Annotated in this window: 33 protein-coding genes and 1 pseudogene; all 34 read left to right on the top strand. The window is 59.7% G+C overall.

The window, feature by feature from the left end:
• Positions 1-1,192 (top strand): annotated as a pseudogene (gene tuf / locus HYZ49_00585) (elongation factor Tu).
• 1 nt (position 1,193) lies between these two features.
• Positions 1,194-1,502: a 30S ribosomal protein S10 gene (gene rpsJ, locus HYZ49_00580; protein MBI3240779.1), complete on the top strand. Its 309-nt coding sequence runs from the start codon at positions 1,194-1,196 to the stop codon at positions 1,500-1,502.
• A gap of 87 nt (positions 1,503-1,589) precedes the next feature.
• A complete protein-coding gene (gene rplC, locus HYZ49_00575; protein ID MBI3240778.1) occupies positions 1,590-2,219 on the top strand; it encodes a 50S ribosomal protein L3 in 630 nt (209 codons plus the stop codon).
• A gap of 79 nt (positions 2,220-2,298) precedes the next feature.
• Complete coding sequence (gene rplD, locus HYZ49_00570; protein MBI3240777.1) at positions 2,299-2,928, top strand: 50S ribosomal protein L4; 630 nt, start codon at positions 2,299-2,301, stop codon at positions 2,926-2,928.
• A complete protein-coding gene (gene rplW, locus HYZ49_00565) occupies positions 2,925-3,221 on the top strand; it encodes a 50S ribosomal protein L23 (protein MBI3240776.1) in 297 nt (98 codons plus the stop codon). Before rplD ends, rplW begins: the two co-directional genes overlap by 4 nt.
• Before the next feature lie 2 nt (positions 3,222-3,223).
• A complete protein-coding gene (rplB, locus tag HYZ49_00560) occupies positions 3,224-4,060 on the top strand; it encodes a 50S ribosomal protein L2 (protein MBI3240775.1) in 837 nt (278 codons plus the stop codon).
• Positions 4,061-4,066: 6 nt separating this feature from the next.
• Positions 4,067-4,354, top strand: coding sequence for a 30S ribosomal protein S19 (rpsS, locus tag HYZ49_00555; protein MBI3240774.1), 288 nt, complete (start codon positions 4,067-4,069; stop codon positions 4,352-4,354).
• A gap of 3 nt (positions 4,355-4,357) precedes the next feature.
• Entirely contained in the window at positions 4,358-4,711 is a 354-nt protein-coding gene (gene rplV / locus HYZ49_00550) for a 50S ribosomal protein L22 (protein MBI3240773.1), read from the top strand.
• Positions 4,711-5,379, top strand: a complete 669-nt coding sequence (gene rpsC / locus HYZ49_00545; protein ID MBI3240772.1) for a 30S ribosomal protein S3 — start codon at positions 4,711-4,713, stop codon at positions 5,377-5,379. The genes rplV and rpsC overlap by 1 nt, the downstream gene beginning before the upstream one ends.
• A 48-nt stretch (positions 5,380-5,427) precedes the next feature.
• Positions 5,428-5,865, top strand: coding sequence for a 50S ribosomal protein L16 (rplP, locus tag HYZ49_00540; protein MBI3240771.1), 438 nt, complete (start codon positions 5,428-5,430; stop codon positions 5,863-5,865).
• A 3-nt stretch (positions 5,866-5,868) separates the two neighbouring features.
• Positions 5,869-6,087 carry a 50S ribosomal protein L29 gene (gene rpmC, locus HYZ49_00535; protein ID MBI3240770.1) on the top strand — a complete coding sequence of 73 codons (219 nt, stop codon included), beginning with the start codon at positions 5,869-5,871 and terminating at the stop codon, positions 6,085-6,087.
• 3 nt (positions 6,088-6,090) lie between these two features.
• Positions 6,091-6,360 (top strand): 30S ribosomal protein S17, encoded by a 270-nt coding sequence (gene rpsQ / locus HYZ49_00530; protein ID MBI3240769.1) that lies wholly within the window; start codon positions 6,091-6,093, stop codon positions 6,358-6,360.
• 11 nt (positions 6,361-6,371) lie between these two features.
• A complete protein-coding gene (gene rplN, locus HYZ49_00525; protein MBI3240768.1) occupies positions 6,372-6,743 on the top strand; it encodes a 50S ribosomal protein L14 in 372 nt (123 codons plus the stop codon).
• Positions 6,744-6,748: 5 nt separating this feature from the next.
• Positions 6,749-7,087, top strand: coding sequence for a 50S ribosomal protein L24 (gene rplX / locus HYZ49_00520; protein ID MBI3240767.1), 339 nt, complete (start codon positions 6,749-6,751; stop codon positions 7,085-7,087).
• Positions 7,088-7,098: 11 nt separating this feature from the next.
• A complete protein-coding gene (gene rplE, locus HYZ49_00515; GenBank protein MBI3240766.1) occupies positions 7,099-7,650 on the top strand; it encodes a 50S ribosomal protein L5 in 552 nt (183 codons plus the stop codon).
• 3 nt (positions 7,651-7,653) lie between these two features.
• Positions 7,654-7,836 carry a type Z 30S ribosomal protein S14 gene (locus HYZ49_00510; GenBank protein ID MBI3240765.1) on the top strand — a complete coding sequence of 61 codons (183 nt, stop codon included), beginning with the start codon at positions 7,654-7,656 and terminating at the stop codon, positions 7,834-7,836.
• A 9-nt stretch (positions 7,837-7,845) separates the two neighbouring features.
• The gene (rpsH, locus tag HYZ49_00505) at positions 7,846-8,265 is read left to right on the top strand and encodes a 30S ribosomal protein S8 (protein MBI3240764.1); all 420 of its coding nucleotides are present in this window, start codon (positions 7,846-7,848) and stop codon (positions 8,263-8,265) included.
• A 191-nt stretch (positions 8,266-8,456) separates the two neighbouring features.
• On the top strand, positions 8,457-9,002 hold the full coding sequence (gene rplF / locus HYZ49_00500) for a 50S ribosomal protein L6 (protein ID MBI3240763.1): 546 nt from the start codon (positions 8,457-8,459) through the stop codon (positions 9,000-9,002).
• 2 nt (positions 9,003-9,004) lie between these two features.
• Entirely contained in the window at positions 9,005-9,367 is a 363-nt protein-coding gene (locus tag HYZ49_00495) for a 50S ribosomal protein L18 (protein ID MBI3240762.1), read from the top strand.
• Between the two features lie 13 nt (positions 9,368-9,380).
• Complete coding sequence (gene rpsE, locus HYZ49_00490) at positions 9,381-9,944, top strand: 30S ribosomal protein S5 (GenBank protein MBI3240761.1); 564 nt, start codon at positions 9,381-9,383, stop codon at positions 9,942-9,944.
• The gene (gene rpmD / locus HYZ49_00485) at positions 9,931-10,134 is read left to right on the top strand and encodes a 50S ribosomal protein L30 (GenBank protein MBI3240760.1); all 204 of its coding nucleotides are present in this window, start codon (positions 9,931-9,933) and stop codon (positions 10,132-10,134) included. The genes rpsE and rpmD overlap by 14 nt, the downstream gene beginning before the upstream one ends.
• Positions 10,135-10,140: 6 nt before the next feature.
• Positions 10,141-10,617 carry a 50S ribosomal protein L15 gene (gene rplO / locus HYZ49_00480; protein ID MBI3240759.1) on the top strand — a complete coding sequence of 159 codons (477 nt, stop codon included), beginning with the start codon at positions 10,141-10,143 and terminating at the stop codon, positions 10,615-10,617.
• A 17-nt stretch (positions 10,618-10,634) separates the two neighbouring features.
• Positions 10,635-11,966: a preprotein translocase subunit SecY gene (gene secY / locus HYZ49_00475; protein MBI3240758.1), complete on the top strand. Its 1,332-nt coding sequence runs from the start codon at positions 10,635-10,637 to the stop codon at positions 11,964-11,966.
• Between the two features lie 10 nt (positions 11,967-11,976).
• On the top strand, positions 11,977-12,636 hold the full coding sequence (locus HYZ49_00470) for an adenylate kinase (GenBank protein MBI3240757.1): 660 nt from the start codon (positions 11,977-11,979) through the stop codon (positions 12,634-12,636).
• Positions 12,637-12,645: 9 nt separating this feature from the next.
• Positions 12,646-13,413: a type I methionyl aminopeptidase gene (map, locus tag HYZ49_00465; GenBank protein MBI3240756.1), complete on the top strand. Its 768-nt coding sequence runs from the start codon at positions 12,646-12,648 to the stop codon at positions 13,411-13,413.
• A gap of 66 nt (positions 13,414-13,479) precedes the next feature.
• Positions 13,480-13,593 carry a 50S ribosomal protein L36 gene (gene rpmJ, locus HYZ49_00460; GenBank protein MBI3240755.1) on the top strand — a complete coding sequence of 38 codons (114 nt, stop codon included), beginning with the start codon at positions 13,480-13,482 and terminating at the stop codon, positions 13,591-13,593.
• Between the two features lie 68 nt (positions 13,594-13,661).
• The gene (gene rpsM / locus HYZ49_00455; GenBank protein MBI3240754.1) at positions 13,662-14,048 is read left to right on the top strand and encodes a 30S ribosomal protein S13; all 387 of its coding nucleotides are present in this window, start codon (positions 13,662-13,664) and stop codon (positions 14,046-14,048) included.
• Between the two features lie 131 nt (positions 14,049-14,179).
• A complete protein-coding gene (rpsK, locus tag HYZ49_00450) occupies positions 14,180-14,578 on the top strand; it encodes a 30S ribosomal protein S11 (GenBank protein ID MBI3240753.1) in 399 nt (132 codons plus the stop codon).
• 43 nt (positions 14,579-14,621) lie between these two features.
• Positions 14,622-15,260 carry a 30S ribosomal protein S4 gene (gene rpsD / locus HYZ49_00445; protein MBI3240752.1) on the top strand — a complete coding sequence of 213 codons (639 nt, stop codon included), beginning with the start codon at positions 14,622-14,624 and terminating at the stop codon, positions 15,258-15,260.
• A 123-nt stretch (positions 15,261-15,383) separates the two neighbouring features.
• Entirely contained in the window at positions 15,384-16,349 is a 966-nt protein-coding gene (locus tag HYZ49_00440; GenBank protein MBI3240751.1) for a DNA-directed RNA polymerase subunit alpha, read from the top strand.
• The gene (rplQ, locus tag HYZ49_00435; protein ID MBI3240750.1) at positions 16,346-16,759 is read left to right on the top strand and encodes a 50S ribosomal protein L17; all 414 of its coding nucleotides are present in this window, start codon (positions 16,346-16,348) and stop codon (positions 16,757-16,759) included. The genes HYZ49_00440 and rplQ overlap by 4 nt, the downstream gene beginning before the upstream one ends.
• Positions 16,760-16,852: 93 nt before the next feature.
• Positions 16,853-17,602 carry a tRNA pseudouridine(38-40) synthase TruA gene (gene truA / locus HYZ49_00430; protein ID MBI3240749.1) on the top strand — a complete coding sequence of 250 codons (750 nt, stop codon included), beginning with the start codon at positions 16,853-16,855 and terminating at the stop codon, positions 17,600-17,602.
• Positions 17,603-17,608: 6 nt separating this feature from the next.
• Complete coding sequence (gene rplM / locus HYZ49_00425; protein MBI3240748.1) at positions 17,609-18,049, top strand: 50S ribosomal protein L13; 441 nt, start codon at positions 17,609-17,611, stop codon at positions 18,047-18,049.
• Between the two features lie 86 nt (positions 18,050-18,135).
• Entirely contained in the window at positions 18,136-18,531 is a 396-nt protein-coding gene (gene rpsI / locus HYZ49_00420; GenBank protein MBI3240747.1) for a 30S ribosomal protein S9, read from the top strand.
• Positions 18,532-18,750 lie beyond the last annotated feature (219 nt).

Genomic DNA, 18,750 nt, shown 5'->3' with positions numbered 1-18,750 from the left:
ATGGCAAAAGAGAAATTTGACAGAAGCAAACCGCATGTCAACGTGGGGACAATGGGGCACATTGACCACGGCAAGACGACCCTGACGGCGGCCATCACCAAAGTCCTGGCGATGAAGAAACTGGCGTCGTTCAAAGCCTACGACCAGATTGACAACGCCCCGGAAGAGAAAGCCCGCGGCATCACCATCAACATCGCCCACGTCGAGTACCAGACCGAACACCGCCACTACGCCCACGTGGACATGCCCGGCCACCGCGACTACATCAAGAACATGATCTCCGGCGCGGCCCAGGTGGACGGGGCGATACTCGTGGTGGCCGCCCCCGACGGGCCGATGCCCCAGACGCGGGAACACGTGCTGTTGGCCCGGCAGGTGGAAGTGCCCTACATCGTCGTCTTTCTCAACAAAGTGGACATGATGGACGACCCGGAATTGCTGGAGTTGGTGGAGTTGGAACTGCGGGAACTGCTGAGTAGCTACAGCTTCCCCGGCGACAAGACGCCGATAGTGCGGGGCAGTGCGGTCAAGGCGCTGGAGAGCACCAGCACCGACCCGAGCGCGCCGGAGTACAAGTGCATTCTGGAGTTGATGGAAGTAGTGGACAGCTACATACCCAACCCGGTGCGAGCCAAAGACAAGCCGTTCATGATGCCGGTGGAAGACGTGTTCTCTATCAAGGGCCGGGGGACGGTGGCGACGGGCAAGATTGAGCGGGGGGTGGTGAAAGTAGGCGAGGCGCTGGAGATCGTCGGGTTGCAGGAGGAGAGCATGAGCACGACCTGCACCGGGGTGGAGATGTTCCATAAACTTCTCGACCAGGGGGAAGCGGGGGACAACGTGGGCATTCTGTTGCGGGGGATCGAGCGGGAGCAAATTGAGCGGGGGATGGTGCTGGCCAAGCCGGGGAGCATCACGCCGCACAAGAAGTTCAAGAGTCAGGTGTACGTGTTGAAGAAAGAGGAAGGGGGGCGGCACAAGGCGTTCTTTAGCGGGTATCGGCCGCAGTTTTACATACGGACGATGGATGTGACGGGGAGCATCACCCTGCCGGCGGGGGATGCCGGGGGACAATATTGAGATGACGGTGGAGTTGATCATCCCGGTGGCGTTGGAGAAGAACTCGAAGTTCGCCATTCGCGAAGGCGGCCTGACCGTCGGCTCCGGCGTCATTACGGAGATTCTGGACTAACATGGCAAAGCAGAAAATCCGTATCCGCCTCAAGGCTTACGATCATCGTGTGCTCGACCAATCGGCCAAGCGCATTGTCGAGACGGCAGAACGCACCGGGGCGCGGGTGATTGGCCCGGTGCCGCTTCCCACCCGTATCGAAAAATTTACCGTCCGCCGGGGCGCGTTCATTGACAAGGACTCGCAGGAGCACTTTGAGATTCGCACCCACAAGCGCCTGATTGACGTGCTTGACCCGGACTCGAACACGATTGACACCCTGATGCGGCTCAACCTGCCGGCGGGTGTGGATATTGAAGTAACAATTTAGAAAGACCTTCAAGGTTTCTGAAACCTTGAAGGTCTGAACGGGATGATGCAGTCCGGCCCGGACTAACAGTCCCAGGGAGATTGATGAATGAAAGGGCTACTTGGCAAGAAAGTTGGCATGACCCAGGTTTTCAGCGAGGACGGCAAGGCGAACGCCGTCACCGTCATTGAGGCCGGGCCATGTTTTGTGGCGCAGATCAAAACTGCAGAACGAGACGGCTATGCCTCTGTGCAGCTGGGCTTCGACGAAGTCAAGCCGTCGCGAATTGTGGCCGGTGAGAAGGGCCATCTTAAGCGGAACAATTTGCCGACGCTCAAACACCTGCGCGAATTTCGCGTCAAAGGCGAACACGGCCTGTCGGAAGGCGACAAGGTGACGGTGGACGTTTTCAAGGCCGGCGAGCACGTGGACGTGATCGGCATCACCAAAGGCAAGGGCTTTGCCGGCGGCATGAAGCGGCACGGCTTTCGCGGCGGGAGCAAGACGCACGGCCAGTCGGATCGTGGCCGCTCCCCCGGCTCCAGTTCGTCGGGCACCACGCCCGGCCGTGTGTACAAAGGCACTCGCCGCCCCGGCCACATGGGTTCAGTGCGCACCACCTCGCAAAATCTCACCGTCATTCTGGTGGATGCCGAGCGCAATTTGTTGGCTGTGAACGGAAGCGTGCCGGGCGCCAAGGGAACTCTGGTGATGATCAAGGAGGCGCGGAAGCAGTAAAAATACAGAATACCCAATACAGAATACTCAATATTAGGTATTGAGTATTGGGTAATGAGTATTTTTTGCGCGTACAACTATGGAACTCGAAGTTAAAGATATGACGGGCGCAAAGGTCGGCATGGTGGAACTGCCTGCCGAAATCTTTGAAGCTCCGATCAATAAAGACTTGATGCACCAGGCTCTGGTGCGGCAGATGGCGGGCTTGCGCCTGGGCACGCACGAGACCAAAAGCCGCGGCGAAGTGAGCGGCGGCGGCAAGAAGCCGTTCAAGCAAAAAGGCACCGGCCACGCCCGGCAAGGCTCCACCCGCGCCCCGCACTGGAAGGGCGGCGGCAAGGCTCACACCCCGCACAACCGCGACTATGCCATGAACATGCCGCGCCAAATGCGTCGCGGGGCTCTGCGCTCGGCCCTGTCGGCCAAGGCCAGCGAAGGGCAAATTGTGGTGGTGGATGCTGTGATGCTTGAAGGGCCGAAGACGAAAGAGATCGTGAAGGCCCTCAAGGCGATTGGCGCCGGGAAGTCGGCGCTGGTGGTGTTGCCGGATTCTAATGACGCCGTTCAGAAGTCGGCCCGCAACCTGCCGACGGCCAAGACCCTCAACGCCAAATACCTGAACGTGCGCGACTTGCTGGGCTACGAAACGCTGGTCATGCCGCTGGCCGCGCTCGACGTGATCAAAGCCTATCTCGGGAGCGAGCAATGAGCAACAACGTTTATGAAATTCTGCGCCGCCCGTTGATCACCGAGAAGTCGAGCCAGCAAAGCGAGTTGCGGCAGTATGCGTTTGAAGTCCGGCGCGAGGCGACCAAACAACAGATCAAGGAAGCCATTGAAACCTTGTTCGATGTAGACGTGGTGAAGGTGAACACACTTGTATCTCCGGCCAAGCGGGGCCGCCGCCTGCGCCGGGTTGTCGTTCGCAATGCCGCCTATAAAAAGGCGTTGGTGACGCTGGCCGAAGGCCAAACCATTGACGTATTTGAAGGGGTCAAGTAACCGTGGCCGTAAAAACTTTCAAACCCACCTCTCCCGGCCGCCGAGGCATGACCGGCTCGACCTTTGAGGAGATTACCAGAAGCAAGCCTGTCCGTTCGTTAATCCGCCATTTGCGGAAATCGGGCGGGCGCAACACCCAGGGCCGGATCACGGTTCGCCACCGGGGCGGCGGCCAGCGCCGCCAGTGGCGCGAGATTGATTTCAAGCGCAACAAGGTGGACATTCCGGCCAAAGTTGCGTCCATTGAATACGATCCCAACCGCTCGGCCCGCATTGCCTTGCTCAACTATGCCGACGGCGAGCGCCGCTACATTATTGCCCCGCTGGATTTGCGCGTGGGCGACACCCTCGTCACCAGCGCCACCGCCGAAATTCGCACCGGCAACGCCATGCCGATCTCGAACATTCCGGTCGGCACGCTCATTCACAATATTGAGATTCAGGTGGGCAAGGGCGGCCAGATCGCCCGCTCGGCTGGAACGGCGGCGCAGTTGTTGGCGAAAGAGGGCGAGTACGCCCAGGTGCGTTTGCCGTCGGGCGAAGTGCGGCTCATTCCGCAAGTGTGCCTGGCGACGATTGGCGAAGTAGGCAACCTGGATCACTCGAACATCAAACTCGGCAAGGCCGGGCGCAAGCGCCACCTGGGCATCCGGCCCACCGTGCGCGGTACGGCGATGACGCCGCGCGATCACCCGCACGGCGGCGGCGAAGGCCGCCAGCCCACCGGCATGCCCGGCCCCAAGTCGCCGTGGGGCAAGCCGACTCGTGGCAAGAAGACCCGCCACAACAAGCGCACCGATAAATTCATCGTCAAGCGCCGCGCGAAGAAGCAGAGGTAATCAGGTATGTCGCGATCATTAAAGAAGGGGCCGTTTGTCGCTCCGAAGCTGTTGAAAAAAGTGGAAGTCATGAACACCAAAGGCGAGAAGAAGGTCGTTCGCACCTGGTCACGGGCCAGCGTCATCTTCCCGCAAATGGTGGGGCATACGATTGCCGTCCACGATGGCCGCCGCCACGTGCCGATCTACGTCACCGAAAACATGGTGGGCCACCGCCTCGGCGAGTTTGCCCCGACGCGCACCTTCCGCGGCCACGTGACCAAAGAGAAGAAGACGGAAGTGGGGGAGGGCTAAACGATGGAAGGACAACTGGTCAAAGCCTTTGCCGTTCGCGTGCCTGGCTCGCCGCAGAAGATGCGCCTGGTGGCCGACCTGGTGCGTGGCCGAGCCGCCAACGAGGCGCTGGTGACACTCAAGTTTATGCCCAATGCGGCGGCTAAAGATGTGGCGAAAGTGATCCGGACCGCCGTGGCCAATGCCGAGGAAAACTTCGGCATGAACGGCGACGACATGGTTATCAAAACGATCATGATCGACGAGGCGCCCATGATGAAGCGGCGACGCTTCGCTTCGCGCGGGCGATCTGTGCTCCGGCGCAAGCGCTCCTCACATATTTCAGTGGTGCTCATCGAACGAGAAGGGACGGCGTAATGGGTCGCAAAGTTCATCCAATCGGTTTTCGTCTCAAAATAATCAAGGACTGGGAAGGCCGCTGGTACGCGGAAGGCGAACGTTACGCCAAGCAACTTCACGAAGACTTCACGATCCGCAAGATGGTTCTGGGCGGCAACGACAAAGCCTCGATCTCGAGGATTGACATCGAGCGCTTCCCGAATCAGGTGCACGTCACCATTCACACTGCCAAGCCGGGCATTGTCATTGGCCGCAAGGGCGCTCAGGTCAAAGTCCTGCGGACCGACCTGGAAGCGCTGTGCGGCACCAAAGTGAAAGTGGACGTGAACGAGATCACCCAGCCCGACCTGGACGCCAAGCTGGTGGCCGAGAACATCGCCGGCCAGCTAACACGGCGCATCAGCCACAGCCGGGCCATGAAGCGGGCCATCGGCCAGGCTATGCGCAACGGAGCCAAGGGCATCAAGATTTTGTGCGCCGGCCGGTTGGCCGGCAGTGAAATGGCCCGCCGCGAGTGGCAACGCGAGGGGCGGGTTCCCCTGCAAACCCTGCGGGCCGACATTGACTTCGCCCGTGCCGAAGCCCTGACCACCTATGGCCGCATCGGCGTCAAGGTGTGGATTTACAAGGGTGAAGTGTTGAAGGAAGAGAAGCCGGAAGTTACAGACGTGTACGTGAGTGAATAACTAGTAACGAATAACCTGTTATTAGTTATCGGTTATTGGAGCAGTTCTATGTTGATGCCAAAACGTGTCAAATATCGCAAGCAGATGCGCGGGCGGATGACCGGCACCGAAACCCGGGGGGCCGAAATCCACTTTGGCGAATATGCCTTGCAGGCAACCGAGCCGGGCTGGATGACCCAGCGCCAGATCGAAGCCGCCCGCCGCGCACTGGTGCGTTTTATGAAGCGCAAGGGTAAGGTGTGGATTCGCGTCTTCCCCGACAAGCCGGTGACTCAACGCGCCGCCGAGACGCGCATGGGCAAGGGCAAGGGCGCGGTGGATCACTGGGTGGCCGTCGTGCGCCCGGGCCGCATTATCTTTGAAGTGGCCGGCCTGGACGAAACGACAGCCCGTGAAGCCATGCGCCTGGCCGCTCACAAGCTGGCCCTCAAAACCAAGATCGTCATCCGGCGCGACCTGGCCCAGCAAGTGACGGCAGGGGAGTAAGCCATGAAGATCAAAGATATTCGCACCCTGCAATCGGGCGAGATCGAAGGCAAGCTTGACAACGCCCGCGAAGAACTCTTCAAACTGCGCTTTCAGATTACCACCGGCCAGATGTCGGATACATCCCGGCTGACGATGGTCAAGCGCGACATTGCCCGCTACCTCACGGTGTTGCGTGAGCGGCAGTTGGCCGCCGAGTTGTCGGCGAAAACGGAGAAGTAGGTTATGAATAATAGAAACCGTCTTGTCGGCAAAGTGACCAGCGCCAAAATGACCAAGACTGTGGTGGTGGAAATTTCCAGCGCCAAACGCCATCCGCTCTACGGCAAAGTGGTGCGCACCTCGCACCGCTTCAAAGCGCACGATGAAAACAGCATCTGCAAAGTGGGAGACCTGGTTGAGATTGTGGAATCCAAGCCGATTAGCAAAGACAAACGCTGGGTGGTCGCGCGCATCGTGACCAAGAACCTGGGCGTTGAGCTGGTTGAGGCCTGAGGAGGGGAGACATGGTTCAACAAGAATCCCGCTTGACCGTGGCTGACAACACCGGCGCCCGCGAACTGCTCGTCATTCGCGTGCTCGGCGGCTCAACCCGGCGTTACGGGCACGTGGGCGATGTGGTGGTGGCGACGGTAAAAGAGGCCACACCGCAAGGCTCGGTGAAGAAGAGTGAAGTGGTCAAAGCCGTCATTGTGCGAGTGGCCAAAGAATACCGCCGTGACGACGGGTCGTACATCCGGTTCGACGACAACGCGGCGGTCATCATTGACGCCGACGGCGAAAACCCACGGGGCACCCGCATCTTTGGCCCGGTGGCGCGCGAGTTACGTGAGAAGGGATTCATGAAAATCGTCTCCCTCGCGCCGGAGGTGCTGTAATGAAACTGGCAATTAAAAAAGGCGACACGGTGGAAGTCATTGCCGGAAACGCCAAAGGCAAACGCGGCGAAGTCATCCGGGTGATGCGGGACAAAGACGGCCACCACCGGGTGGTGGTGCAGGGGTTGAACATCCGCAAGAAGCACCAGAAGCAGGCCCAGACCGGTGGCCGCCAGAATCTGGCCCCGGGCATCATCCAGTTTGAAGGGCCGATTGACATTTCGAACGTGATGCTAGTGGATCCGAAGGAAAACGCGCCGACTCGGATTGGTTTCAAGCGCGACCCGCAATCGGGCAAGGCCACGCGCGTTGCCCGCAAGAGCGGCGAAGCGATTGATCGTTAGTCAGGTGTAGCATGCCAAATTTGAGAGAACGCTACAAAAAAGAAGTTCTGCCTTCGTTGATGCAGGAGTTTTCCTTCCGCAATGTGATGGAAGCGCCGCGCGTCAAGAAGGTGGTGGTCAACATCGGCATGGGTGAAGCGTTGGACAACGCCAAAGCCCTCGACGCCGCTCTGGGAGACGTGCAACTCGTCACCGGGCAGAAGCCGGTGTTGAACAAAGCCAAGAAGGACATCTCCAACTTCAAACTGCGCGCCGGCAAGACCATCGGGGTGAGCGTCACCCTGCGCGGTGAGCGGATGTGGAACTTCCTGGACAGGTTGATGAACGTGGCCCTGCCGCGTGTGCGCGACTTCCGCGGTGTGCCGACGAAGGGTTTTGATGGCCGCGGCAATTATACGCTGGGCCTGCGGGAGCAGTTGGTGTTCCCGGAGATCGAGTACGACAAAATTGACAAGGTGCGGGGCATGGAAATTACGGTGGTGACTTCGGCCAGAACCGATGAGCACGGGCGGCGGCTGTTGGCACTGCTGGGGATGCCCTTTCAACAGCGGGGAAAGAATTAACGCATGGCAAAGAAATCCATTATCAATCGTGAATCGCATCGCAAATTCCCAGTGCGCGTCCGAAACCGCTGCAAACTGTGCGGCCGCCCGCGCGGCTACATCCGCCGCTTTGCGCTGTGCCGCATTTGTTTCCGCGAACGAGCCCTCGCCGGTCAAATCCCTGGCGTGGTCAAGTCGTCCTGGTAGGAGATTGCCATGAATGCTAATGTGACTGATCCTATCGCCGATATGTTGACCCGCCTGCGCAACGGGTTGATGGCCGGGCACGCCACCGTGTCCATGCCCGGCTCCAAGATGAAGACCGCCATTGCCCAGATTCTCAAGGACGAAGGCTTTATTGAAGATTTTGAAAGCTCAGCTGCCGAGAACGGCAACAAGAGCGTCCTGCGGGTTAAGCTCAAGTACGTGGGCGTGCGCCGCGAGAAGCGCGCCGTGATGACCGGCCTGGTGCGCGTCAGCCACTCCGGGCGGCGAGTGTATGTGAACAAGAGTGACATCCCCTGGGTGCTGTCCGGGATGGGGGTCGCGATTCTGTCCACGCCCAAAGGCGTGATGACCGGCCAGCGCGCCCGTTCTCTCGGCGTGGGCGGCGAAGTGTTGTGCCATATTTGGTAATCTCTAATTCTCTAATCTCCGATTCTCATAATCAGAGAATTAGGGGATTTGGGAAATTAGAGAATTGAAATTCTCAGAGGTCGGATCGGCCCTGCAAAGAATAACGAATAACCAATAACCAAGCATGTTCATCGGTTATTAGTTACGGGTTATTAGCAGCCAGGTGGCCGACAACCTGAGGAGGAATTAAAGTGTCTCGTATAGGTCGCAAGCCGGTGTCCGTGCCCAAAGGCGTAACCGTCACGGTCAACGGCAACGAAGTCAAAGTAAAAGGCCCCAAGGGTGAACTGACCCGCGTCTTTCGGGACGAGGTGGCGGTGAAGCAGGAGGGCGACTCGCTCCACGTTGAGCGAAGCGGCGATGAACGCCAGACGCGCGCTTTGCATGGCCTGACCCGGGCGTTGTTGAGCAACATGGTCGTTGGCGTAAGCGCCGGTTTCAATAAAGTGTTGCAGATCGAAGGCGTAGGCTACCGCGCCGAAATGAAGGGCAAGGACCTGGTGATGGCTTTGGGCTACTCGCATCCGGTGGTGGTGACGCCGCCGGCGGGCATTACCTTTTCGGTGGACGAGAAGGCCCGGACGATCACCATCGCCGGGGCCGACAAAGAGCAGGTAGGGCAGGTGACCGCCGATATTCGCAAGTGGCGCAAACCGGAGCCTTACAAGGGCAAGGGCCTGCGGTATCTGGGTGAACAGATCCGCCGCAAGGCCGGCAAAGCCGGGAAGGCGGCATAACTATGGCTAAGAGTCGTGAAGCAATGCGCCGGCGGCGGCAACGACGTGTCCGCAGTCAGGTATCGGGCACTCCGGCCCGCCCGCGCTTGAATGTCTATCGCAGTCTATCGAACATCTTCGCTCAAATCATTGACGACGAGGCGGGCCGCACTCTGGTTTCGGCCTCGACGATTGATAGTGAACTGAAAGCCAAGATGGACGGCAAACGCAAGGTCGAGCAGGCCCAGTTGGTGGGCGCCGCCGTCGCCGAACGGGCGCTGGCCAAAGGCCTTAAGGCCGTTGTCTTCGATCGCGGCGGGTATCGCTACCACGGGCGAGTGAAGGCCCTGGCTGAAGCCGCTCGCAGCGCCGGACTGGATTTTTAGGAGTTAAGACCACATGAAACAAAAAGCAAGGGTCAGCAATCGAGAACCCGTTGTCCGTGATGAAGAGCGCGAAGAACTTGACGAGCGCGTGGTGGATATTGCCCGCGTCGCGAAAGTGATCAAGGGTGGCCGCCGCTTTGCCTTCCGCACCGTGGTGGTAGTGGGCGATAACAAGGGCCGCGTGGGCGTGGGCGTGGGCAAGAGCCGCGCCGTGCCGGACGCGATCCGCAAGGGCACGGAGCGCGCCCGCCGCAACATGAAGGCCATCAACCTGGCCGGGACGACCATCCCGCATGAAATTGTGGCCGAGCACGGCGGCGCTGAAGTGTATTTGAAACCGGCCTCGCCGGGAACCGGCGTCATCGCCGGCGGCGGCGTCCGGGCCGTGTTGGAAGTGGCCGGGGTCAAGGACATCCTCACCAAATCTCTCGGCAGCCCGAATGTGCTGAACGTGGTACGGGCCACCTGGACGGGCCTGCAGAAGATGAAGGATGTCGAGAAGGAAGCCAGGGCACGGGGCAAAGACGTGGCCGAGCTTCAGCCGTTTTGGAGTCGAAAGAGCAATGGCAAACAATAATTCGGCTCAAACTAAAAAAGTTCGCATTACGCTGGTTCGCAGCCCGCTGGGCTACTCGACGCGCCACAAGCAAACCGTGCGCGCTCTGGGCCTGCGGCGACTGCATCAGACGATTGAGTTGGCAGACTCCCCGGCAGTGCGCGGGATGATCTACAAAGTCTCCCAACTGGTAAAAGTGGAAGAGGCGTAGCCGGCAATGAAACTTCACGATCTTCAACCCAATCCTGGGGCCAGAAAAGACAAGAAGCGTGTCGGGCGCGGCATCTCGGCCGGGCAGGGCAAGACGGCCGGACGCGGCACCAAAGGCCAGGGCGCGCGGCAGGGCGGTAGTGTGTCGCAATATTTTGAAGGCGGCAACCTGCCCCTTGTCCGCAAACTGCCCTTCAAGCGCGGCTTCACTAATCTACGCAAAATTCATTACGTGGAAGTGAGCCTCGACAAGCTGGAGAGCCGCTTTGTCAAAAACGGGGCGGTGACTCCGGAGACGCTGGTGAGCGCCGGGGTGATGAAAGATTTAAGCCAGCCGGTGGTGGTGCTGGGCAACGGCGAACTGACCAAACCGCTCACGGTGAAAGTTCACCGGGTGACGGCGGCGGCCAAGGCCGCCATTGAAAAGGCGGGTGGCACGGTGGAGATTGTGCCGCTGGGTGAGGCTGAGGAGGCGGGCGCGTAATCGCTCGCTTGCAAACTATGAAACGATCTGCGTGGCGGTATCTCTGGTCGGCGGAAGAAATCCGCAACCGATTGCTGATTACGCTTGGCCTGTTGATCCTCTATCGCCTGGCCGCGCACGTGCCAGTGCCAGGTGTGGATCGCGACGCCATTCAGCAGATTCTTCAATCGGGTGGCGGCGCAGGCGCGTTGTTAGGCCTGCTCGATCTGCTGTCGGGCGGCACGGTGTCCAACTTCTCGGTGCTGGCGATGGGCGTCTATCCCTACATCACCGCCCAGATCATTTTGCAACTGCTCGTGCCCATCATCCCGGCCCTGCAGAAGCGGATGGAAGACGACCCGAAGGCTGGCCGCGAGTTTCAGGAACGCTGGACGTATTACCTGGCGATCCCGATGGCGGCCCTTTCAGCCATCGGCCAGATACGCATTTTCAATGCTTCGATCCCCGGCGTGCAGGTTCTGCCGAACTTTGGCTTTAGCGGGGCGCAATTACTGCCGACGATCACCACCATCATTAGTATGGCGGCTGGAACCATGTTCGCCATCTGGCTTGGCGAATTGATCTCGGAATACGGCATTCGCGGCCAGGGCCTGTCGCTGATCATTTTCAGCGGCATCGTCAGCCGCTTGCCGGCCACTATTAGCAACCTGTGGGTGGACGAGGAACGCCGTTGGCTACTGTTGCTGGCGTTTGTGGCTTTGATGGCGATCACCGTGTTTGCGATTGTGATCGTGACTCAGGGCCGCCGTAACGTGCCGGTCATGTATCCTGGTCGGCGGATGGGCAACCGCCAGTCTATGCCGGTGAAGGGCACCCTGCCGCTGCTGGTCAACATGGCAGGCATGATCCCGATCATCTTCGCCCAATCCATTCTCACCTTCCCGGCCATCATCGCTCAGTTCTTCACTTCCAGCCAACTGGAATGGGTGCGAAACCTTGCAGCTGGAACGATCAATCTGTTCAGCAACAACCGGAATCCCGGCTACCTGACCATTTACTTTTTCATGGTCGTGATCTTCTCGTTCTTCTATACGAGCGTGATCTTTGAACAACAGAATTACGGCGAGAACTTGAAACGGGTAGGGGCGCAAGTGCCGGGTGTGACCAAGGGGCCGCCGACTCAGCGCTACCTCAACCGGGTTCTGCAAAGAATCACTCTGCCGGGCGCGATCTTCCTTGGCGTGGTGGCCGTCCTGCCGTTCCTGGCCGGCAACGTTCTAAACGCCAACGCCTTCTCGGTTCTTGGCTCCGGCCTGCTGATTGTGGTGGGTGTGGTGAAAGACACGTTCTTTGGCCTGGAGACGGAACTAAAACTGCGCGGTTACGACGACACGATGCTGGTTCGGTAGTCAGGAACGTATGCCTCTCTATCTGGTGATGATCGGGCTTCCGGGCGCAGGCAAGGGAACGCAGGCGGCCATTCTCGGCAAACAGAAAGACCTGATGCACGTCTCGTCGGGCGATCTCTTCCGCGACAACATCAAGCGCCAGACCGAGTTGGGCAAGCAAGTGGAAACCATTCTGAAAAGCGGGGCGCTGGTTCCGGATGATGTGACCATTGCAATGGTGCGCGAGCGATTATCTCGCCCGGATTGCGCCGCCGGCGCGGTGCTCGACGGTTTTCCGCGCACCCCGGCCCAGGCCGAAGCCCTGAACAAAATGCTGGGCGAGCTTGGCGGCAAGGTCAACCTGGTGCCGTACATCAAAGTCAGCGAGCCGGCGCTGGTTGAGCGGCTCACCGGGCGCTGGACGTGCAAAGGCCCCGGCCAGCACGTTTATCATTTGAAGTTCAACCCGCCCAAAGTGGCCGGGGTGTGCGACGTGGACGGCGCTGAACTCTTCCAGCGGCCCGACGATCACGAAGAGACGGTGACGAAACGCATCGCCGAATATTTGAAGAACACAGCGCCGCTGATCGAATACTATCGCCAGTTGGGCCTGCTGGTTGAGATTAACGGCGAGCAGGCTATTGAACAGGTGACGGAGCAATTGCTGGACGCCGTTGCCGCAGTGAGTTGACGGTTGAGCATGATTGTGTTGAAAACCCGGAGCGAACTGGAAATGATGCGCGAGGCCGGGCGCATCGTGGCCCGGATTCTGCTCGAACTGAAGGAACGCATCCGCCCCGGTGTGACCACCGGCGAGTTGGACAAGGTGGCGGCCAGGGTGTTGAAGCAAAACGGCGCGACCTCGCCCTTTTACAATTACCCGAATCACGACCCGCGCTTGAAGTCTTTTCCCGGCCACGTTTGCACCTCGGTCAACGAGGAACTGGTGCACGGCATTCCGGGCAAGCGGGTTTTGAAAGAGGGCGACATTATCAAGATTGACTGCGGCGCGATTTACGAGGGCTGGATCGGGGACAGCGCCTGGACGTTCCCGGTGGGCCGGATCAGCGATGAGGCCCGGTACTTGCTGGAAGTGACCGAGAAGGCGTTGTACGAGTCCATTGCGGCGGCGCGAGCGGGCAACCGCACCGGCGACATGTCGGCGGCGTTGCAGAAGTATGTCGAAGCCCACAATCTGAATGTGGTGCGCGAGTACACCAGCCATGGGGTGGGGCGGGAACTGCACGAAGACCCGCAAGTGCCCAATGTGGGCAAAGCCGGCAAGGGCGCAAAGCTCCGGCCCGGCATGACGATTGCAGTAGAGCCAATGGTGCTCGCCGGAAATTACAAGACAAAAGTGTTGCCCGACCAGTGGACGGTGGCGGCGAAGGACGGCAAGCTGACCGCCCACTTTGAACATACGATAGCGATCACCGACGGTGAGCCGGAAATTCTCACAAAATTGTAGAGAGACTGGTATAATCGGCGCTTCCGAGAGTTAGAGACACCCAGTGTCTACGTAGGAGTAAAGAACATGAAAGTTAAGCCATCCGTTCGCAAGCGTTGCCCCAAATGCAAGATTGTTCGCCGGGCGGGCAAGGTGCTTGTGATTTGCGAAAACCCGAAGCACAAACAGCGGCAGGGATAGTTCATTTCCTGCCCTCCATCTTTTCTCTCAGGAAATGAAGGAAAAGCAGGAAACAAAGGAAAGACGACATGCGTATTGAAGGTGTGGATCTTCCCCGCGACAAGCGAGTGGAAATTTCTCTGAGATATTTATACGGGATTGGCCCGAAGACGGCCCACGACATTCTGGGGGCCACCAACGTCAATCCGGACACGCGCGTCAAGGACCTGACCGAGGCCGAAGTGACGGCTCTGCGCGACTACATTGGCGCGCACTTCACCGTCGAGGGCGATCTGCGCCGCGAGGTTCAGCTCAATATCAAGCGGCTGATCGAGATCGGCAGTTATCGCGGCTTGCGCCACCGCCGCAATTTGCCGGTGCGCGGCCAGCGCACGCGCACCAATTCGCGCACACGCAAGGGCACCAAGAAGACGGTGGCCGGGCGCGGTCGGCGGCGCGGCGCGAAGAAGAAGTAGTGTTCGTTCAACGGCCTGCGGGCGGTTGCTGGTCTGGCTGTGTTCCGGTTCCTTCCACCGGGCGGCTGCACGGCCAGAGGCGGCTTCCCCGGCGGGCGTTGCGTTGTCTTTTGTAACAATAAGGGAGAGACATGGCTCGTACTGTTAAGGGCGCTCGTCGCGTCATCAAGAAAGTCAAGAAGAACGTTGCTTATGGGCAGGCGCACGTGCATGCCACGTTCAATAACACCATCATCACCATTACCGATCAGCAGGGGAATGCGGTGGCTTGGGGTAGCGCCGGGACAGCCGGGTTCAAGGGCAGTCGCAAGAGCACGCCCTACGCGGCCCGAATGGCCTCCCAGCAGGCGGTGAAGGCGGCAATGGACATGGGCATGCAAGAGATTGAAGTGTATATCAAAGGCCCCGGCCCGGGCCGCGAGGCGGCTATCCGTGCGATTCAGGGAATGGGGATCAAGGTGCGCTTGATTGCCGACCTGACTCCGGTTCCGCATAATGGTTGCCGCCCGCCCAAGCGACGCCGCGTGTAGGAGCGATTCGTGAATCGCCCCTACTGAAATTTGGAAGGAAACAATGGCTAAGTATCTCGGTCCTGTTTGCAGACTTTGTCGCCGCGAAGGCGAAAAATTATTCTTGAAGGGCGCGCGTTGCTTGTCGCCCAAGTGCGCCATCGAGCGCCGCCCGTTTGCGCCCGGCCAGCATGGCAAGGAAGGCCAATTGAAGCGGAGCCGCACCTCGGACTTTGCTAACCAGTTGCGTGAGAAGCAGAAGGCGCGTCGGATTTACGGGGTGCTGGAGGCGCAGTTCCGGCGCTATTACGACCGCGCCATCCGCAGCACCGGCCTCACCGGCCAAGTGATTCTCCAACTGCTGGAGTGCCGTCTGGACAACGTGGTCTATCGTCTGGGCTTTGCCGAGAATCGCGCCCACGCCCGCAACCTGGTGACGCACGGCCACTTCAACGTGAATGGCCGCCGGACGGATGTGCCGTCCATGGTCCTCCAGCCGGGCGACGTGGTGGAAGTGCGGGACGGCTCTCGCAGCCGCACCTACTTTAAATCATTATCCGATGTGAGCGAGTCGCGGAACGCGCCGGGCTGGTTGAGCCGTGACCCGGCGAAACTTTCGGGCAAGGTTCTGCAGGCACCCAGCCGGCAGGAGATTGACACCAACCTCAACGAGCAGTTGATTGTGGAATACTACTCGCGCTAGGTCACTGGCGGGCCACATCGTCTGCCAATGGTAGACAGCGGGTCTGCCTCTACTTCGCCTTGCAAGCGGTACGCCAAATGGTTTGCAGGCGAGGAGGGCTGAGATTTGACTTCCAATAACAACATGGTCATCCCCAAAATTGAGCGTGACGCGATGTCGCGGAACTACGGGCGGTTCATCATCAGCCCGCTGGAATCCGGTTACGGCATCACGCTGGGCAACGCCCTGCGGCGCGTCTTGCTGTCGTCGCTCAATGGCGCGGCGGTGACTTCCGTCCGTATCAGCGATGTTCTGCACGAATTTTCGGACATCCCCGGCGTCAAAGAAGATACGATGCAGGTGATTCTGCAAGTGAAGCAATTGCGCTTGATCCTGCACGAAGGTGAAACGGCCCGCCTGCGCCTCGATGTGCGCGGCGAGGGCACCGTCACCGCCGCCGACATCGTTTGCCCGGCCGAGGTGGAGATCGTCAACCCCGATCTGTACCTGTTCACGGTGGACAACGACAAGGCCAAACTGGAAATTGAAATGACGGTTGGGCGGGGGCGAGGCTACTCGCCCGCCGAGGAACGAGGACGCTTGCCGATTGGCGAAATGCCGGTGGACTCGATCTACAGCCCGATCAAACGGGTGAACTTCGACGTTCAGCGCGCTCGTGTCGGCCAGAACACCAACTACGACAAGCTGGTGCTGGAAATTTGGACCGACGGCGCGATGCGGCCCGAAGCGGCCTTGAGCGAGAGCGCCAAAATTCTGGTGAACCACCTGCGCTACGTGGCCGGCATCAGCGAAGAGTCGCTCACCCCGATTGCCCAGGAAGTGAACCTGCCGACCATCCCCAGCGAGATTTACGAGACGCCTATCGAGCAACTCGACCTCTCGGTGCGCGTGTTCAACTCACTCAAGCGCACCGGCATCACCACCGTCGGCGAAGTGCTCGACCACCTCAACCGCGGCCCGGAAGCGATGCTGGCCATCCGCAACTTTGGCGAGAAGTCGCTGAACGAGTTGTACGATAAACTGCGCGAGAAGGGTTACCTCAAAGACAAAGAGGGCGCGGCGACTGAAACAATGGAGAAGCAAGCATGAAACACCGAGTACATGGGCGCATTCTGAGCCGGCCCAGCGACGAACGCATTGCCCTGCGCCGCATTCTGCTCAGCCAGCTTTTTGACCTGGGCAAGATTACGACCACCGAGGCCAAAGCCAAAGCCATTCGCGGCGAAGCCGAGAAGATGATCACCGTCGCCAAGCGCGGCCTCAAGGCCGGCGCGGTGGAAGGCGACGAGGCGGCGGTGAAGGCCGGCAAAGTGAAGCAGGCCAACGCCCGCCAATTACTCAAAGGCCGCCTCGACGGCGACAAGATCGTTCGCAAGATTTTTGAAGAGATCGCCCCGCGCTATGCCGAGCGCAAAGGCGGCTACACCCGCCTGCTCAAGCTTGGCCCGCGCAACGGCGACGCGGCCCCGATGGTGATTTTGGAGCTGGTCGAAGAGTAGTCAGGTAGTCGAGTGGTCAGGTAGTCTGGTAGTCATATCGTCAGGCGACTACCAGACAAGGCGACCACAAGACCACAAGATTACAAGACCATTTTGGCACGTTACAAAGCGATCATCGAGTACGACGGCAGTGACTTCGCCGGGTTTCAGCGCCAGGCCCCCACGGTTGGGCCGACGGTGCAGGGAGAAGTCGAAGCGGCCCTGGCCCGAATCAGTGATGGCAAGCCCATCACAATCATGGGGGCTGGGCGGACGGACAGCGGCGTGCACGCCTCGGGGCAAGTGATTGCCTTTGAACTGGCGTGGGCGCACGGTGCGGAGGCGCTCATCCGCGCCCTCAACGCCAACCTGCCGCGAGCAATTGCGGCGCTGAGCGTGAGCGAGTGCGCCGCCGACTTTCACCCCCGCTTCTCGGCGCAGGGGCGGCGGTATTGTTACTCGATTTACAACGCGCCGATCCGGTCGCCATTACGTGAACGGTTCGCCTGGCAGGTGTGGCCGGCTCTGGACGTGGCGGCCATGCAGGCCGCCAGCCAGCACTTGCTCGGGCGGCACGATTTTGGAACGTTTGGCACAGCGCCCGAGCCGGGCGGCCACACCGCGCGAACAGTGCGCGAGGCCCGATGGGAACAAAGCGAGGGCGGCCAAACGCTCAACTTTTATATTGAAGCCGATGCCTTTCTGTACCGGATGGTGCGGAGCATCGTGGGCACGCTCAAGCAGGTGGGGCAGGGCGAGAGAACAGCCGCCGATTTTGTCGAGGCGGTTCAAGCGTCCGACCGAAGCCGGGCCGGGACTCCGGCTCCGCCCAACGGCCTGCGCCTGATTGAAGTGATTTACTGAACGGAGATGTGGTTCGTGGACAAAACATACGTTGTTAAAGGAAGTGAAGCAAAAGAGGAATGGTTCGTGGTAGATGCCGCCGGCCAAACCCTGGGGCGGGTTGCTTCCAAAGTGGCCGCCGTCCTGGTGGGCAAGCACGATCCTAAATTCACCCCCGGCGCTGATCTGGGCGACCACGTCGTCATCGTCAATGCCGAGAAAATTGTGGTGACCGGCAAGCGCCTGGATCAAAAAGTGTACTATCGCCACTCGATGTATCCTGGCGGCCTCAAGAGCGAGAGCCTGCGCCAGATGCTGGGCAAGCACCCTGACCGGGTGCTGACGATTGCCGTGCGCGGCATGTTGCCGCACAACCGCCACGGGCGCGCTCTGCTCAAGAAGCTCAAAGTGTACGCCGGGCCGGAGCATCCGCACTCGGCCCAGCAGCCAAAAGCGCTTTCGGTTTAGATAGTGTTGCCACGAATGACGCGAATTTGCACGAAGAAGAATTCGTGATCATTAGTGAAATTCGTGGCTGAAGAGGAAGAAACTTTATGGGTGACAATTATTTTCAAGGCGTAGGCCGGCGCAAGACCAGCACGGCCCGGGTTCGCATCTTCCCCGGCGGCGATGGCGCAGTGACGGTGAACGAGAAGCCAGGCAAAGAGTATTTCTCGCGCTACGGCGATCTGGAGGCGGTGACCGCCCCGCTCAAGGCAGTGGGCCAGGATGGCAAGTTCAACATCACCATCAAGGTCGAAGGCGGCGGCATCACCGGCCAGAGCGAGGCCGCCCGCCAGGGCGTGGCTCGCGCCCTACTGACCATGAACCCGGATTTGCGCAAGCCGCTTCGCAAGAACGGCTACCTGACTCGCGACAGCCGCGAGAAGGAACGCAAGAAGCCCGGCCTCAAGCGCGCCCGCAAGGCCCCGACGTATACCAAGCGGTAATTTTCAACTTCGCGACATTAGCAGACCCTTCGTTATCAGGAAGGGTCTGTTTGTTTTTAGTTCTGTAGCAACCACCGATTGCGCCGATTTCACGGATTTCGTAAATCAGGGCATAATCGGTGTAATCCGCGAAATTCGTGGCTGACATTTATGCCTGATACTAACCTCCGCCTCATCCTCCTCGCCTCGGCCAACTCCTACCGCGTCGAGTCGTTCGTG

The organism is Chloroflexota bacterium (assembly GCA_016197225.1).
Lineage (GTDB): Bacteria > Chloroflexota > Anaerolineae > Anaerolineales > VGOW01 > VGOW01.
This window is presented reverse-complemented; position numbering and strand designations above follow the sequence as displayed.

What these genes read in the sequence shown, in the direction of transcription:
- rpsJ (MBI3240779.1), top strand. Translation starts at nt 1,194, where the DNA reads ATGGCAAAGCAGAAAATCCGTATCCGCCTCAAGGCTTACGATCATCGT.
- rplC (MBI3240778.1), top strand. Translation starts at nt 1,590, where the DNA reads ATGAAAGGGCTACTTGGCAAGAAAGTTGGCATGACCCAGGTTTTCAGC.
- rplD (MBI3240777.1), top strand. Translation starts at nt 2,299, where the DNA reads ATGGAACTCGAAGTTAAAGATATGACGGGCGCAAAGGTCGGCATGGTG.
- rplW (MBI3240776.1), top strand. Translation starts at nt 2,925, where the DNA reads ATGAGCAACAACGTTTATGAAATTCTGCGCCGCCCGTTGATCACCGAG.
- rpsS (MBI3240774.1), top strand. Translation starts at nt 4,067, where the DNA reads ATGTCGCGATCATTAAAGAAGGGGCCGTTTGTCGCTCCGAAGCTGTTG.
- rplV (MBI3240773.1), top strand. Translation starts at nt 4,358, where the DNA reads ATGGAAGGACAACTGGTCAAAGCCTTTGCCGTTCGCGTGCCTGGCTCG.
- rpsC (MBI3240772.1), top strand. Translation starts at nt 4,711, where the DNA reads ATGGGTCGCAAAGTTCATCCAATCGGTTTTCGTCTCAAAATAATCAAG.
- rplP (MBI3240771.1), top strand. Translation starts at nt 5,428, where the DNA reads ATGTTGATGCCAAAACGTGTCAAATATCGCAAGCAGATGCGCGGGCGG.
- rpmC (MBI3240770.1), top strand. Translation starts at nt 5,869, where the DNA reads ATGAAGATCAAAGATATTCGCACCCTGCAATCGGGCGAGATCGAAGGC.
- rpsQ (MBI3240769.1), top strand. Translation starts at nt 6,091, where the DNA reads ATGAATAATAGAAACCGTCTTGTCGGCAAAGTGACCAGCGCCAAAATG.
- rplN (MBI3240768.1), top strand. Translation starts at nt 6,372, where the DNA reads ATGGTTCAACAAGAATCCCGCTTGACCGTGGCTGACAACACCGGCGCC.
- rplE (MBI3240766.1), top strand. Translation starts at nt 7,099, where the DNA reads ATGCCAAATTTGAGAGAACGCTACAAAAAAGAAGTTCTGCCTTCGTTG.
- HYZ49_00510 (MBI3240765.1), top strand. Translation starts at nt 7,654, where the DNA reads ATGGCAAAGAAATCCATTATCAATCGTGAATCGCATCGCAAATTCCCA.
- rpsH (MBI3240764.1), top strand. Translation starts at nt 7,846, where the DNA reads ATGAATGCTAATGTGACTGATCCTATCGCCGATATGTTGACCCGCCTG.
- HYZ49_00495 (MBI3240762.1), top strand. Translation starts at nt 9,005, where the DNA reads ATGGCTAAGAGTCGTGAAGCAATGCGCCGGCGGCGGCAACGACGTGTC.
- rpsE (MBI3240761.1), top strand. Translation starts at nt 9,381, where the DNA reads ATGAAACAAAAAGCAAGGGTCAGCAATCGAGAACCCGTTGTCCGTGAT.
- rpmD (MBI3240760.1), top strand. Translation starts at nt 9,931, where the DNA reads ATGGCAAACAATAATTCGGCTCAAACTAAAAAAGTTCGCATTACGCTG.
- rplO (MBI3240759.1), top strand. Translation starts at nt 10,141, where the DNA reads ATGAAACTTCACGATCTTCAACCCAATCCTGGGGCCAGAAAAGACAAG.
- secY (MBI3240758.1), top strand. Translation starts at nt 10,635, where the DNA reads ATGAAACGATCTGCGTGGCGGTATCTCTGGTCGGCGGAAGAAATCCGC.
- HYZ49_00470 (MBI3240757.1), top strand. Translation starts at nt 11,977, where the DNA reads ATGCCTCTCTATCTGGTGATGATCGGGCTTCCGGGCGCAGGCAAGGGA.
- map (MBI3240756.1), top strand. Translation starts at nt 12,646, where the DNA reads ATGATTGTGTTGAAAACCCGGAGCGAACTGGAAATGATGCGCGAGGCC.
- rpmJ (MBI3240755.1), top strand. Translation starts at nt 13,480, where the DNA reads ATGAAAGTTAAGCCATCCGTTCGCAAGCGTTGCCCCAAATGCAAGATT.
- rpsM (MBI3240754.1), top strand. Translation starts at nt 13,662, where the DNA reads ATGCGTATTGAAGGTGTGGATCTTCCCCGCGACAAGCGAGTGGAAATT.
- rpsK (MBI3240753.1), top strand. Translation starts at nt 14,180, where the DNA reads ATGGCTCGTACTGTTAAGGGCGCTCGTCGCGTCATCAAGAAAGTCAAG.
- rpsD (MBI3240752.1), top strand. Translation starts at nt 14,622, where the DNA reads ATGGCTAAGTATCTCGGTCCTGTTTGCAGACTTTGTCGCCGCGAAGGC.
- HYZ49_00440 (MBI3240751.1), top strand. Translation starts at nt 15,384, where the DNA reads ATGGTCATCCCCAAAATTGAGCGTGACGCGATGTCGCGGAACTACGGG.
- rplQ (MBI3240750.1), top strand. Translation starts at nt 16,346, where the DNA reads ATGAAACACCGAGTACATGGGCGCATTCTGAGCCGGCCCAGCGACGAA.
- rplM (MBI3240748.1), top strand. Translation starts at nt 17,609, where the DNA reads ATGTGGTTCGTGGACAAAACATACGTTGTTAAAGGAAGTGAAGCAAAA.
- rpsI (MBI3240747.1), top strand. Translation starts at nt 18,136, where the DNA reads ATGGGTGACAATTATTTTCAAGGCGTAGGCCGGCGCAAGACCAGCACG.